Consider the following 13535-nt stretch of genomic DNA (forward strand, 5'->3'; position numbering starts at 1 on the left):
GGGATGTTTTTAAGCGTGTATGGCGCTAGGCCGGAAGCACAAACATTGGGAGATCATGAAGGGGTTCAATTTCCCCCCTGTCACTGGATAGGCCGCGAATCCGGAAGTCTTGCGGATTTTCCCGAAGTTTCCGGTTTCCAATCAGGGATTGCCGTCGTTGAATGCCCGCACGTCCCCGACCCATGAGCCAATCCCCACTCCGCATCGCCGTCGGCGCCGATCATGGCGCCTTTGAAATGAAGAACGCCATTGTCGCCAGACTCCGTGAGAGCGGCCATGAGGTGGAGGATTTCGGGACGGACAAGGCGGATTCGGTGGACTACCCGGATTTCGGGAATGCGGTTTCCAGGAATGTTGCGGACGGCACCTTCGATTTCGGCATCCTTGCCTGCACCTCGGGGGTGGGCATGAGCATCGCCGCGAACCGCCATCGCCATGTCCGCGCCGCCAATGTGCGCACGGTTGAGGAGACGGTCATCACCCGCCGGCACAACGATGCGAACATCCTCTGCCTTGCCGGGAAATACACCGATATCCCGACCGCGCAGGAGATGGTGGATGCCTTCCTGGCCACGGAATTCGAGGGTGGCCGCCACGAGAGGCGTGTCTGCAAGTCCTCCGGCAGTGCCATCGCCGTTTCCGATCCCGAGCTCTACGCGGCCATCGTCGGCGAGGAGCACCGCCAGCGGAACCACATCGAGCTCATCGCCTCGGAAAACTTCGCCTCGCCCGCCGTGATGGAGGCGCAGGGCTCGCTGCTGACCAACAAGTACGCCGAGGGTTATCCCGGGAAGCGCTGGTACGGCGGCTGTGAATACGTCGATGTGGCCGAGCAGCTTGCCATCGACCGCGCGAAGCAGCTTTTCGGAGCCGAGCATGCCAACGTCCAGCCGCACTCCGGTTCGCAGGCGAACACCGCGGTGTATTTTTCCGTGCTCAAGCCGGGAGACAAGATTTTCACCATGGATCTCGCCCACGGCGGCCACCTCACCCATGGGCACAAGGCGAACTTTTCCGGCCGTTTCTACGATGTCACCCACTACGGGGTCTCGCCGGAAGACGAGCGAATCGATTACGAGGAGCTGGAAAAGACCGCCCGCGAGCTCAAGCCCGCCCTGATCACCGTGGGAGCCTCCGCCTATTCCCGAGTCATCGATTTCGAGCGCATGGGGAAACTGGCAAAAGAGGTGGGGGCCTACCTTTTCGTGGATATGGCGCACATCGCCGGACTCGTTGCCGCCGGGGTGCATCCATCGCCGGTGCCGCACGCGGATTTCGTCACCTCCACCACCCACAAGTCCCTGCGCGGCCCGCGCGGCGGGATCATCCTCTGCAAGGAGGAGTTCGCGAAGAAAATCGACTCCCAGGTTTTCCCCGGCATCCAGGGTGGGCCGCTGATGCATGTGATCGCCGCGAAGGCCACGTGTTTCCACGAGGCGCTCCAGCCCGGCTTCCGGGAATATCAGGAGCAGGTTGTGAAAAACGCCCGGGCCATCGCCGCGCGCATGACCCACCATGGTTTCCGCATCTGCTCCGGCGGCACCGACAACCACGTGATGCTCGTCGATCTCCGCCCCAAAGGCCTCAACGGGGCGGAAGCCTCGCACGCCCTCGACGAGGCGGGGATCACGGTCAACAAGAACGGGATCCCCTTCGACACGGGCAGCCCGATGAAGCCCAGCGGCATCCGCATCGGCACCCCCGCCGTGACCACACGCGGCATGAAGGAAAAGGATGTCGAGCAGGTGGCCGACTTCATCGCCGAAGCGTTGGCGGATCACACCAACGAAGCCAAGCTGCACGCGATCCGCGACAAGGTTTTTGCCTTCAACCGGGCGTTCCCGCTGCCTTGGTGAGATCCGCGCCTGGCCTGCAAGGGGCGATGGATATGCCCTTTGCGCCCAGGTGATGCCTACTTCGGGTGGGATTTGACGAAATCGATGTTCGCCCTGACCTGGGGGACGTTGTCCTTCCAGTCGTTCTCGTGCTCGATGGAGATGTGGCCGTCGAATTCCTGCTTTTTGAGTTCCTCGAGGCAGGCGGCGACATCGACGACACCTTTGCCGGCGGGGACGACCTCGGAGGCTCCGAAATCGGCCTTGTCCTTGAGGTGGACGCTGACGATGCGGCCGTCGAGGATGCGGAGGCACTCGACGGGCTTGAGGTTGGAGGTGCACCAGTGGCCAAGATCGGCGCAGGCTCCGACGCGCTTGTCGCGGCTCTCGACCACGCCGAGGATGTAGAGCGGGTGCCAGACCTTGTATTTCGGGTTGCTCATGGAGCCGCCGTGCTCGTGGAAGGCGACCTTGATGTCGGTGCGGATGGCGGCCTTTTCCCAGGCGACGATCTGCTCGGTGGATTCGGAACAGACTGCGTAGAGTCCCATTTTCTTGGCGAAATCCATGATTTTATCGACCTCCTCGGCGTTCTGTGCGGGGACGACCCCGTAGTTGACGGCGTGGACGCCGAGGCGCTTGCACTCGGCGAGAAGCTCGTTCATCGCCTCCTCCGGCATGGTGTGGTGGACCTTCACATCGGAGCCGGGCTTGAGCTTCTGGCCGGGGTAGAACTCGATCATGTTGCCACCGGCCTCCTTGGTCTTGGCGATGGCCTCGAAGGCGGTGTAGTTCCGGAACGTGTATGCCTGTGCGCCGATGAACCAGCCTTCCTGGCGGAGGTTTTCCGGGATGGGGTTTGCATGGAGGGTTGCGGAAAGTGCGATGGCGATGGCGGCGATGCGTTTCATGGGATTGTCGAAAGTCTGGAGGTCTGATGTCGGAACGTCAATTGCGGGCGGGAACTTTCAGACGAGGCCGGCGGCAAGGGCTTCCATGGTGTCCGCGATCAGATCTGCGGCGGAGAGGCGGTCGCGGTCATGGTAGCCCCAGGTGACGGCGATGGATTTCATGCCGGCGTTTTTTGCGGTGTCGAGATCCATGGTGGAGTCTCCGATGAGGGTGCAGTGCTGCGGGGAGAGGCAGAGCGCGGCGGCGATTTCGAGGGCTCCGGCGGGGTCGGGCTTGTGGGGGAGTCCTTCGCGGTTTCCGAGGACGGCGGCGAAAGTGTTTTCCGGAAAAAGTTTCGCGACGATCTCGGCGGTGAAGGGGTGGGGCTTGTTGGAAAGGACGGCGAGCGGGATTTGTTCCGCGCGCAGACCGGCGAGGAGCTCCGGGATGCCGGGGTAGGTGGCGGTGCCGGAGGGCCATGTGGCGGCGTAGTCCGCGGCGAAGGCATTCAGGATGGATGCGCGGGTTTCTTCGGGGGTTCCGGGGGTGGCGCGCTGGACGAGCATTTTCGCGCCGTCGCCGATGAACCCTCGGACGGCGGCGTGGCTGTGGCCGGGGAGACCGTGGAGGGAAAGGGAGCGGTTCAGCGAGGCGGCGATGCCGGGGAGCGATTCCACCAGGGTGCCGTCGAGATCAAAGATGATGGCTTTCACTCGGGGGAGGGTAGCACGGATTCCCCCGCTCCGGTCACTTCCATTTGCTTTCTGACTTCGATCGCGATCGCTTCGGCACGTCCGAGGCCGATGTTCCAGCCAGCCCGGAAATATTGGTCTGGAATGTAGTGCCCCAGCGTCACCGGAGCGCCCGGGGGCTTGTCCGGCAGGCGTTCGTCGTTCGAGTAGGTAGCCATCGCCGCATAAAAGCCGGCTTTCCCGAGCTCCCGGGGCAGTCCCGATTTTGCAAGGATCGTATCAGCCATGTTCTGTTCGGCGAGCAAGGTCCCGTCGTGGAGTCCTTGCTTGATCCGTTGTCCGACAGTGGCGGCCAACGCTGTTGCGGCTTCCCCGTCTGGCTTGGGATCTCGGATACGGGATATCCAAAGACTTCCTTTTCTCTCCACAAGGGGCACGGATCCTTTGGTGAGTTTCTTCCCGGATCCGTCCCATGCGAACTCGCATGTCAGGGTAATGTTACTCTTGCTGTGTTTGGTTTCCTTCCATCCGGGGGCGCCTCGGAACGCGGGAAAGCTCGCAAGATTGTATTCCTCGAGCCGGATCGTCACGGTCAGGGTTTTTCCCCGGTGGGTTGGGGCCGCGATCACAAGCGCAAGGATTTCCGCCGCCAAGGTGGCTTCCTGAACGTGAGGAATCCCTATGGTGAAGGAATCACCGGCCTCGGTTCGCCCGACATCGAAGTAATGGGAACCGCCCCCCGCGAGGAACGAGTTCGCTTCCGTGACACCCCGGGATTTGTAGGCGGAGTAGAGCAGTGGGGCGGACCAGGTGCCCAAGGCGAGGGGATCGATTTTTCCGCTTCCCCAGACCGGGAGCAGATGCCAGCCGTGATTTCCGTCGCCTTCGTATTCCATGATGGCAAAGCCGGGCGAAGGTGCCTTCGACTCGCCGTTCCGGGGAACACCTGGGAAAACCACCCATGTGATCCCGCGTGCATCCTCCTCCAGGATCGTTCCGGCCACCTTGGTTGGCTGGACTTCCTTGTCGCCATGATCGGGGTGGGTGACGTATTTCCCCGAATATTTCGCTTCGAGGTGCTTGTCCTCCCTGGCCTCCGCAAGCACCCGGATTTCAAGCGGCCTTTTCGGGGTCCCGCCTGCGCTTCGCACCACGCACCAGAGGGTGGCCGCGAGAACCTGATCCTTCGTGTAGGGGCTGTATCCTGGCGGCTTCCAGGGCTTCACATTCAGGATCACGGGAGTCCCCGGAACATTGGTGGAATCCTCGGGGTTCACCGAGATGCCGAACACGCTGGCAAGATTCTGGTCGAACTCCGAGCCGCCGTCCCATTTCATCGCACCATCTGGGAAAGCCCGGGCTTCGCCGATCATGCGGTGGATGCCGTAGTTGTAGTTGCTGGTCACCCCGACCTTTCCGAGGGGGATGCGGGCAGGATCGGAATCCGCGCCCAGATTGACCGGTTGCTCGATGGTTGCGAGATCGACGTTCGTGGCCATGCCAGCGGTCACCGACAAGCCGGCCATCAGCATGGCGATGGGGGAAAGGCGGGATGCGCTCATGGCACTCCGATACCGGGCATGGCCGAGAGGGCTTTCATCCCGAAAAAAATACTCTTCATCTGCGGCGGGAGCATTTAGCTTCCCGGCGTGGCAAACAAAGCAGAGAAATCGCAGGGCAGTTCCCTATGGAAAGATGCGTGGCACAGGCTGTCCCGGAACAAGCCGGCGCTGGTGAGCCTGGCTTTCCTCGCGCTCATCCTGTTCGCCTGTTTCGTGTTGCCCTTCATGCCTTTCGTGAAAAACCCGACGGTGATCAACCTCTCCAACACGGTGGCGGAGCCCGGCATGCAGCATTGGTTCGGGACGGATCAGCTGGGGCGCGACCTGTTCTCGCGGGTGCTCTACGGCGGGCAGGTCTCGCTGCTTGTCGGGCTGGTGGCGACGGCGGTGGCGGTGCTCATCGGCGTGGTCTATGGGGCGGTCTCAGGCTATGTCGGCGGGATGGTGGATTCCGTGATGATGCGCTTCGTGGACATTCTCTTCGCGCTGCCTTTCCTGGTGCTGGTGATCCTTTTCGCGCTGGTGGCGGACGAGCCTTCCTCGGAGTTCACCACGTGGGTGATCGAGACGACAGGCTGGCCGCGCGACCGGGTGGCGCCGATCACGACGCTCATCCCGCTGTTCATCGCGATCGGTGCGATCGGCTGGCTGACCATTGCGCGCATCGTCAGGGCGCAGGTGATGAGCGTGAAAAAGCTGGAGTTTGTCGAGGCGGCGGTGTCGCTGGGGCTGAGCCGCCCGCGCATCCTGTTCCGCCACATCCTGCCGAACGTGATCGGCCCCATCATCATCTACACGACGCTGGCGGTGCCGGGCATCATGCTTCTGGAAAGCGTGCTGTCCTTCCTGGGGCTCGGGGTGAAGCCGCCGAATTCCTCGTGGGGCATCCTCATCAAGGAGGGGGCGGACAGGATGGAGATCTCGCCCTATCTCCTGCTTTTCCCCTCGCTGTTTTTTGCGACAACGCTGTTTGCGCTGAACTTCCTCGGCGACGGTTTGCGGGATGCCTTGGATCCGAAGTCGTCCAAGGATTGAGCGGGATTCCCGCATGTGGCGGCGCTGACGGAAAATCCACGGTGTTTGTCTTCCTTCCGCTGCCCATTGGGCCTGCGGGCAAAAAAACCTTGGCATGTCTGCCCTGATGAATACGATGGAAGCCCATTTATTAAACCCAAAAAATTCGAAATGCGGAAATCACCCAAGCACCATACCGTTCCCGGCGGAAAAGCAGCCCTTGGCTTCGTGGCAGTTGCCCTTGCCCACGCCGGATTCGCATCCGCCGCGACCACGGTCAACGCAGCGCAGGATTTCACCGTTAGACGCAATACTGGCACTGCCACGGTCGAAGGCGGTCTCCATGCCAAGCAATCAGCTACCAACTCGACGGATCGCTACCTGATGCTTCGTTTTGATTCTTCCATTTTCGGTGCTGGCGTTACTGCGGTTACCTTCCACATCACGGCAAACCCGGACACCGTAACCCAGTTTCAGGGCACCTACGACTACCGGATCTACGGAATTCCGGACTTGACCGCCAACGACGAGTTGGCTGCCGAAAGCGGCTATGACCCCAATTCGGGAGCTGTCTTCGATAACAGCGCAGACATGGTCGATGACACCAAGCTCACTCTCCTCGGTGACGTCACCGGCGTGAATGCCGGGGACACCATCAATTTCAGCAATTCGAATCTTTTGTCGTTCCTCCAAGCCGACACCAATGGTGTCGCGACTCTGGTTTTCACCCGCGTGACGAATGGCGGAAACTCCACCTTCCTTGACCGGAACTCTGCATCCCCGCCAAATCTGGTGATCGAAGCGATCCCAGAACCCGGATCCGCGGCTTTGCTGGGTCTTTCCTGCCTGCTGATTCTGCGCCGGCGCCGTTAGTGCAGCCGCTCTCAAGGCGCGCATTGCCACATGGCGCGGATTGTGACAAAAAACATCCGTGCGAATTTCCGCGATCGGCGATGTTCTGAAGGTTTGGGTCTGGGCGGTCGGCTCGCTGGTCGTAGGGCTGTGGCTGACGCCGGTGGCCTACAACGGCGGCAAGGCGCTTTCCGAGCTTTCCGCGACGAAGGATTTCAGCGGAGTGGTCAACAAGCTGGCGGCGTGGAGCGGCGCGGCGCGGCTGGAGGATTTCTTCAAGGTCTGCTGGCCGGTGGCCGCTCTGGTTTCGCTTTTCCCGCTCATCGAGTGGCTGCGGCTGGGTGGTGGCGGCGCGGTGAAAGGGTCGTGGTCGGTGAGGCTCCCGCACATGGCATCCCACGGGAACGGGGAGGGCCAGGCGATACGCCCGAACCGATGGGGGCCGCTGCAGGGGCTGGTCGGTTTCCTGATGACCTTCGGCGCCTTTGTGCTCATCGGGTATATGATGGTGAGGGCGGGCGCGTTCCGCTGGGAGGCGGATGGCGCGGCATGGCAGAGGGATCTGGTGTTCGACATAGGCTGGACGCTCGCGCTCGCTGCGGTGGTGGAAATCTTTTTCCGCTGCGTGGTGCTCGGGATTTTCCTGCGGGCGATGCGGACAGCCATGGCGATAGGGCTGGCGGCGCTGATGTTCGGCGGGATCCGGTTCATACTGGGTGGCTTCGGGAATGCGGAGGCCTTCGATGGGGAGACGCTTTCCGCAGTGCATCTGACGGGAGTTGTCTTCGGCGGCGGGGATTTCGTTGGGCGGGTTGTGACGGTTCTCATCCCGTGGTTCGCCTTCGGCTGCGTGTTGGGCTGGGCGCGGTGGCGCACGGCATCGGTATGGCTTCCCGGCGGGCTGCTGATGGGCTGGCTGCTGGCTGAACGGATTTTCTCGAAGGCGGCGCATCCGGTTGAGGTCGCCGACAGGGTGGCGGGCTACCTTTTCTCAGGCTCGGTGCAGGCCGGGATCATTCCCCTGATCGGGGTGCTCGCGATGGGCGGGCTGGTGCATCTATTTACCCACGGATCCCGCAATGCCTGCCATTGATTTCCTGGACTGGGTTTATCCGCCTGTCTGCGCGCTGTGCGGGGACGGGCTTTCGCAGGGAAGCGCGCTCTGTGGCGATTGCCGCGAAGGGCTGCCACGGGTTTCGCCGCCCTGCTGCGAGACTTGCAGCGAGCCTTTCCAAGGGCAGATCGACGGGGCTTTCTCCTGCCCGAACTGCAGTGGGCTGTCCTTTCACTTTGAGTTCGCAAGGGCGGCGATGGATAGGTCCGAGGGGACGTTGGAACTGGTTCACCGGCTGAAATACGGCAGGGAAATCCATCTTGCGGGAGAGCTTGGGAGGCTGGCCTGCGCGGCTTTTTCCTCGGACAGGAGGCTGGCCGTGGCGCTGGAAGAAAGGTGGCCGCTGGTGCCGGTGCCGCTACACCGCATGAGGCAGATGGAAAGGCAGTTCAACCAGGCGGAGGAGATTTCCCGCGCGATCTCCATGGAAACGGGGCTGCGGGTGATGCGGCTGCTGAAGCGCGTGCGGAAGACGGAAACCCAGACACGGCTGAGCCGGAGGCAGCGGATGGAGAATCTCAAGGGGGCGTTTGCGATACGGAGAGCTTGGTGGCGGAAAGATCCGGTGGCCTTGCTGGATGCCCCGGGGCTCATCCTGGTGGACGATGTCTTCACTACGGGATCCACCGTAGATGAGTGCGCGAAGGTGCTCAGGAAAGCCGGCGCGCGCCGGGTGGTCGTGGTGACCGTGATGCGGGGGTGAGCGGGCCGTCCCTTTACCGTGGGGCGACCGTGATGTTGCGGAAGTCGATGGCCATCTTCACGCCGGCGTGCACCTGCAGGCCGATGGGGCCCTTGTCTTTCGCTGTGTCCGAGGTGTAGTCCATGACGTGCTTGCCGTTGAGCACGACGCCATATGCATTGCCTTTTACGGTGATTTCCATGGTGTTCCATTCGCCTTCCTTTAGGAGTTCTGCCACGCCCTTGGCCTCGACCGGGTATTTCCCGATCTTGCTGATGTAGGGTGAGGCGGTCATATCCCGTTTCAGTGAACCCGAGATTCCGATCTGGATCTGGTCGGTCTCGTGGCGGAGGAAGACCCCTGAATCGATCCTTCCCTCGAACTTGAATTCGCATTGGAAAACGAAGTCCCCGTATTCCTTTTCCGTCCAGAGGATGGAGCCCTGCTTTTTCTCGTTGCTGGTGCCGGTGAGGATGCCGTCCTTCGCGGCCCAGACTTCGGAGCCTTTGATCTTCCATCCGTCCAGGGATTTTCCGTCGAAGATGGCTTCCGGGGCGGCGTGGGAAATGAGCGTGGCGGCGAGGAGGCAGGCGATGGTTTTCATAGGTTTATTTTACCCGGCGGACGGGCGCTTTGTTTCAGGAAGAAACCGGGTGATGCCAATGCAGGCGGCGAAGCAGATGCCGAGCGCGGCGAGGGGGAGGATGCCGGACTTCAGGTCGCCGCCGATGAACCATGGGTTGAGCGGGGACTCCGGATCGAGCGTCATGGTCATGGAGAATGTTTTCAGGGCGAAGACGAGCCCCGCGTGGATGCCGATGGGCAGCCATAAGGAGAATGTGCGGACGCGGCAGTATGCGAGCAGCAGTCCCAGCAGCGTGAGCGTGGCGAACTCGGTCACGAAGAATGCGGGGTTTGTGAAATGGCCGAGGGTGGAGCCGAGGATCTGGAATCCTGCGTGCCATGCGCGGGGATCGGCGATGATGATGCCATCCGGCGGGCTGAGGAAATGCATGAATGCAAACATCAATGCGCTGCCGATGCAGGCGCTGCGCAGCGAGCAGGCGCGCAGCCAGAGGCCGAGCAGGAGACCCCGGAAAACCAGTTCCTCGATCACGCCTGCTCCAAGTGCGGGCAGAAAGGCTTTGGAGAAAAATTTCCCGATGGAGAGCGCGGCATCCTTCGGGGATGCGGCATCTGTTAGAGCCAGGGCGGTGGCGAGGATTCCGAGGCACATCGCGCCGGTGAGCATGCCGACGGAAAGCTGGGTGAGGCGCTGTGGCCAGCTGAGCTTGCGGAGCTTGTAGTTATCCGCTCCATCTCTTGCGGGGATTTTTTTCACCCTCCGGATCAGGGCCGGCAGAAGGGCGAGGGCAGAGATGAGAAGGGCGCGGCTGAAGAAGCGATCCGGCTTCGCGCGGCCTGCGGAAGCGGCGACTCCCTCAAGGACGGAAGGGTATTCCGCCGTCTCCGCATTGTGGGCGAGGGTTTTGCCTGCATCGTATAGATATGGCATCAGCAGGGCGGCGGCGAACAGCGAAGCGGCAAGCCACAGGATGATCGCACCGGCTTCTGACTTCAGGAAACGCATTTCAGGACGGGGAGGAACCACGGATGGACACGGATCGGATCCCATGGGTAATTGAATTATTTCGTTTGGGCGAAGAGCCAGCGGATCACTTCCTCGTCGCGGTAGGTCTGTGTCCAGGAGTTGTGGCCGACGCCGGGGTATAGGGTGAGCTCCGCCCTGGAACCGGCTTCTTTGAGCGCGTCGAACATGCGCTGGCTGCCGGAAGGGGGGACGATGTTGTCCGCATCGCCATGGAAGATCCGTATGGGCATTTCCTTGAAACGGGCAGCTGTCCTGGGATCGCCGCCGCCGCAGATCGGGATCGCGGCGGCGAACATTTCCGGCTTCCGGGCGATGGCCGCCCATGTGCCGAAACCGCCCATCGACAGGCCGGTGATGTAGATGCGCTTGGGGTCAACGGGATGATTGGCGCAGGTTTCGCCGACGAGTTCCAGCACCGCATCGAGGAGCGGGTTTTCCGCCTTTCCGTCGGCGGGGCTGCTGGGATCGATGCGGTAGGGAGCCCATGTCTTGTCTGCCGGGCACTGCGGTGCGATGAGGAAAATGGCCTGCCCTTGCTTTTCCGCGTTCGCGAGGATTTCGTCCACGCCGTGCTTGAGCTGCGATTTGTTGTCGTTGCCGCGCTCGCCGGAGCCGTGGAGGAAAAGGACGAGCGGGTGGGTTTTTCCCTCCTCGGTTTTTCCCGGTGTGGCGAATCGGTAAAGCACCTCCGTCCCATCCGTGGCCTCGAACGACTTCGGTTCCGGATCGGCGGCGGCATATGCCATGGTGAGCACGAGGGCGGGAAGGGTTTTCATATCGTTTCGCAGCCGAGATACGGCACCAGTGCGGGGGGGATCCTGATTGAACCGTCGGGCTGCTGGCATTGCTCTAACAGAGCGACGTAGAGCCGCGGCAAAGCGGTGCCGGAGCCGTTGAGGGTGTGTGGGAAACGGTTTTTCCCTTCCTTGTCCTTGAAGCGCAGCTTCATCCGGCGCGCCTGGTAATCGCCGAAGCAGGAGCAGGAGGAAACCTCCAGGTATTTCCCGTGGCCGGGTGCCCAGACCTCGATGTCGTAGGTTTTCGCGGAGGACTGGCCGATGTCGCCGGTGCAGAGCTCGATCACGCGGTAGTGCAGGCCTAGCTTTTGCAGGATGCTTTCGGCATCGGCGGTGAGCTGTTCCAAAACCTCAAAACCCGTCTCCGGATCGACCACCTGCACGAGCTCGACCTTGTCGAACTGGTGCATGCGGATGATGCCCTTGTTGTCGCGGCCCGCGGAGCCGGCCTCGCGGCGGAAGCAGGGGGTGTAGGCGACGAGCTTGATCGGCAGGTCGGCCTCCGGGACGATGGTGTCGCGGTAGAGGTTCGTGACGGGAACCTCGGCGGTCGGCGCCAGGAAAAGGGTGTTGCGGCCGTCGCTTTCCGCAGGCTCGGTTCCATACATGTCGTCCTCGAACTTAGGCAGCTGGCCGGTGCCCTCCATGCACTCGCGCAGGACGAGGTGGGGGACATTGACCTCCTCGTAGCCGTTGTCCGACTGGGTGTCTAACAGGAAATTGATCAGCGCCCGCTCCAGCCGTGCGCCTTTTCCGCGATACACCGCGAAGCCGGAGCCGGAGATGCGGATCGCATCGTCCCAGGAAATGAGGCCGTGCCGGGTGGCGAGCTCGACGTGGTCTTTCGGGTCGGAAATGGAGGGCTTGCCGCCCCACTCGCGGACGACGGGGTTCGCCTCCTCGCTGTCTCCGACCGGGCAGGCCTCATGGGGGAGGTTGGGGATGTTGAGCAGCAGGTCGCTCTGCTTCGCGGAGGCCTCCTCGGCGAGGCTGTCGAATTTGGCGATCCCCTCGTTGATTGCGCGCACCTCCGCCTCGATGGCGGAGCTGTCCTCGCCCTTGGATTTCATCATCCCGATCTGCTTGGAGATCGTCTTGCGCTGGTTCTGGAGTTCCTGCTTGGAGGTTTCCGCCGCACGGCGCGATTCGTCGCAAGCAAGCACCTGGTCGATGAGCTTCCAGTGCTCGCCGCCGCGCGCCTTGAGGCGGGTTTTCACGTCGTCCGCCGATTCCCTGATGATCCGTATGTCCAGCATTGCGGGCGGAGTTTCACGGATGGCGGGGCGGGAAAGCAAGGGAAACCCTGAGGCAGCCGCATCACCGCTTCCCCCGCTTCATGTTTTCTGCTATCTATCCACGCATGAATGTTACGGATCTGACGGTTTTGAAAGGCAAGGATCTTGTCGCCGCCCTGGATTTCAGAAAAATCCCCAAAGTCCTCCTCCACGAGCATCTCGATGGCGGGCTGCGGCCGGCGACAGTGATTGAGCTGGCCAGGGAAAACGGATACGACGGCCTGCCGACCTCGGATGCGGGCGAGCTGGCGGCGTGGTTTCACCGAGGAGCGCAGAAGGGAAATCTCCCTGAATACCTGGAAGGCTTCGCCCACACTTCAGGTGTGATGCAGACCAAGGACGCGCTGGGGCGGGTCGCCTACGAGTTCATGGAAGACATGAAAAACGACGGCGTCGTGTATGCGGAAGTCCGCTTCGCGCCGCTGCTCCACACCAATTCCGGACTGACACAGGACGAGGTGGTGCAGGCTGTTCTCGAAGGCTTGCGCCGGGGCGAAAGAGACTTCGGCGTGAAATGGGGGCTCATCATCTGCGCCCTCCGCCACCTGAATACCTCCCTGGAGGCCGCCGAGCTCGCGATCCGCTGGCGCGAGGCGGGCGTGGTCGGCTTCGATCTCGCGGGCGGAGAATCCGGCTTCCCTCCGAAAAAACACATCGATGCCTTCCACGCCATCGAGCGCGCGAATTTCTACATCACCATCCACGCCGGCGAGGCCTACGGGCAGGAGTCGATCTGGCAGGCGCTCCAATACTGCGGCGCTCACCGCCTCGGCCACGCCACCCGGTTGCGCGATGATATCCATATCAACTCCGACGGCACCCTGAAAGCCGGCACCCTCGCCCAATACGTCCTCGACCGCCGCATCCCGTTGGAAATGTGCCTTTACTCAAATCTCCACACCGGCGCCTGCAAGGATCTCGCCGAGCATCCCTTCGGCGTGTTTTTCCGAAACGGCTTCCGCGTCTGCCTCAACACCGACGACCGCCTGATGAGCGACACCACCATGACCAAGGAAACCATCCTCGCCACCGAGCTCTTCGACCTCTCACTCGCCGATCTCGAGCGCCTCAGCATGAACGCGATCAAAAGCGCCTTCGCCCCCTTCGGCGCCCGCACGGACATCATTTTCAACGTGATCAAACCGGGATTCGCGGCATTGCGGGGATGAATGAAAGCTGACACACGTAT

The 13535-nt window shown here is 62.0% G+C and carries 13 protein-coding genes; 6 read left to right on the plus strand and 7 right to left on the minus strand.

The annotated features are described in order from the left end of the window. Positions 1 to 182: 182 nt before the first annotated feature. Positions 183 to 1856, plus strand: coding sequence for a serine hydroxymethyltransferase (locus HZ994_12490; GenBank protein QTN33098.1), 1674 nt, complete (start codon positions 183 to 185; stop codon positions 1854 to 1856). 56 nt (positions 1857 to 1912) lie between these two features. Here HZ994_12490 and HZ994_12495 read toward each other — a convergent pair whose 3' ends face one another. The 3 genes from HZ994_12495 to HZ994_12505 form a co-directional block, all read right to left on the minus strand. Further along, positions 1913 to 2722: a sugar phosphate isomerase/epimerase gene (locus tag HZ994_12495; protein ID QTN34394.1), complete on the minus strand. Its 810-nt coding sequence runs from the start codon at positions 2720 to 2722 to the stop codon at positions 1913 to 1915. Between the two features lie 81 nt (positions 2723 to 2803). Continuing rightward, complete coding sequence (locus HZ994_12500; protein QTN33099.1) at positions 2804 to 3439, minus strand: HAD-IA family hydrolase; 636 nt, start codon at positions 3437 to 3439, stop codon at positions 2804 to 2806. After that, positions 3436 to 4980, minus strand: a complete 1545-nt coding sequence (locus HZ994_12505; protein ID QTN33100.1) for a hypothetical protein — start codon at positions 4978 to 4980, stop codon at positions 3436 to 3438. Before HZ994_12505 ends, HZ994_12500 begins: the two co-directional genes overlap by 4 nt. Before the next feature lie 87 nt (positions 4981 to 5067). On the opposite strand from HZ994_12505, the gene HZ994_12510 reads away from it, so the two are divergent. From HZ994_12510 to HZ994_12525, 4 genes are read left to right on the plus strand one after another with little or no spacing between them, the layout of a single operon-like run. Continuing rightward, complete coding sequence (locus tag HZ994_12510) at positions 5068 to 6015, plus strand: ABC transporter permease (protein ID QTN33101.1); 948 nt, start codon at positions 5068 to 5070, stop codon at positions 6013 to 6015. A gap of 45 nt (positions 6016 to 6060) precedes the next feature. Further along, positions 6061 to 6867: a PEP-CTERM sorting domain-containing protein gene (locus HZ994_12515; GenBank protein QTN33102.1), complete on the plus strand. Its 807-nt coding sequence runs from the start codon at positions 6061 to 6063 to the stop codon at positions 6865 to 6867. A 58-nt stretch (positions 6868 to 6925) separates the two neighbouring features. Further along, entirely contained in the window at positions 6926 to 7939 is a 1014-nt protein-coding gene (locus tag HZ994_12520) for a hypothetical protein (protein QTN33103.1), read from the plus strand. Beyond that, positions 7926 to 8663, plus strand: coding sequence for a ComF family protein (locus tag HZ994_12525; protein ID QTN33104.1), 738 nt, complete (start codon positions 7926 to 7928; stop codon positions 8661 to 8663). Before HZ994_12520 ends, HZ994_12525 begins: the two co-directional genes overlap by 14 nt. A gap of 13 nt (positions 8664 to 8676) precedes the next feature. On the opposite strand, the gene HZ994_12530 is transcribed toward HZ994_12525, so the two are convergent. From HZ994_12530 to serS, 4 genes are read right to left on the minus strand one after another with little or no spacing between them, the layout of a single operon-like run. Further along, positions 8677 to 9246 (minus strand): DUF1080 domain-containing protein, encoded by a 570-nt coding sequence (locus HZ994_12530; protein ID QTN33105.1) that lies wholly within the window; start codon positions 9244 to 9246, stop codon positions 8677 to 8679. Positions 9247 to 9255: 9 nt separating this feature from the next. Next, the gene (locus HZ994_12535; GenBank protein QTN33106.1) at positions 9256 to 10233 is read right to left on the minus strand and encodes a CPBP family intramembrane metalloprotease; all 978 of its coding nucleotides are present in this window, start codon (positions 10231 to 10233) and stop codon (positions 9256 to 9258) included. Positions 10234 to 10289: 56 nt separating this feature from the next. Continuing rightward, positions 10290 to 11030 carry a prolyl oligopeptidase family serine peptidase gene (locus HZ994_12540; GenBank protein ID QTN33107.1) on the minus strand — a complete coding sequence of 247 codons (741 nt, stop codon included), beginning with the start codon at positions 11028 to 11030 and terminating at the stop codon, positions 10290 to 10292. Then, positions 11027 to 12307: a serine--tRNA ligase gene (gene serS, locus HZ994_12545; protein ID QTN33108.1), complete on the minus strand. Its 1281-nt coding sequence runs from the start codon at positions 12305 to 12307 to the stop codon at positions 11027 to 11029. The genes HZ994_12540 and serS overlap by 4 nt, the downstream gene beginning before the upstream one ends. A 104-nt stretch (positions 12308 to 12411) precedes the next feature. On the opposite strand from serS, the gene HZ994_12550 reads away from it, so the two are divergent. Then, the gene (locus tag HZ994_12550; GenBank protein ID QTN33109.1) at positions 12412 to 13515 is read left to right on the plus strand and encodes an adenosine deaminase; all 1104 of its coding nucleotides are present in this window, start codon (positions 12412 to 12414) and stop codon (positions 13513 to 13515) included. Positions 13516 to 13535 lie beyond the last annotated feature (20 nt).

This window comes from Akkermansiaceae bacterium, assembly GCA_017798145.1.
Taxonomy (GTDB): domain Bacteria; phylum Verrucomicrobiota; class Verrucomicrobiia; order Verrucomicrobiales; family Akkermansiaceae; genus Luteolibacter.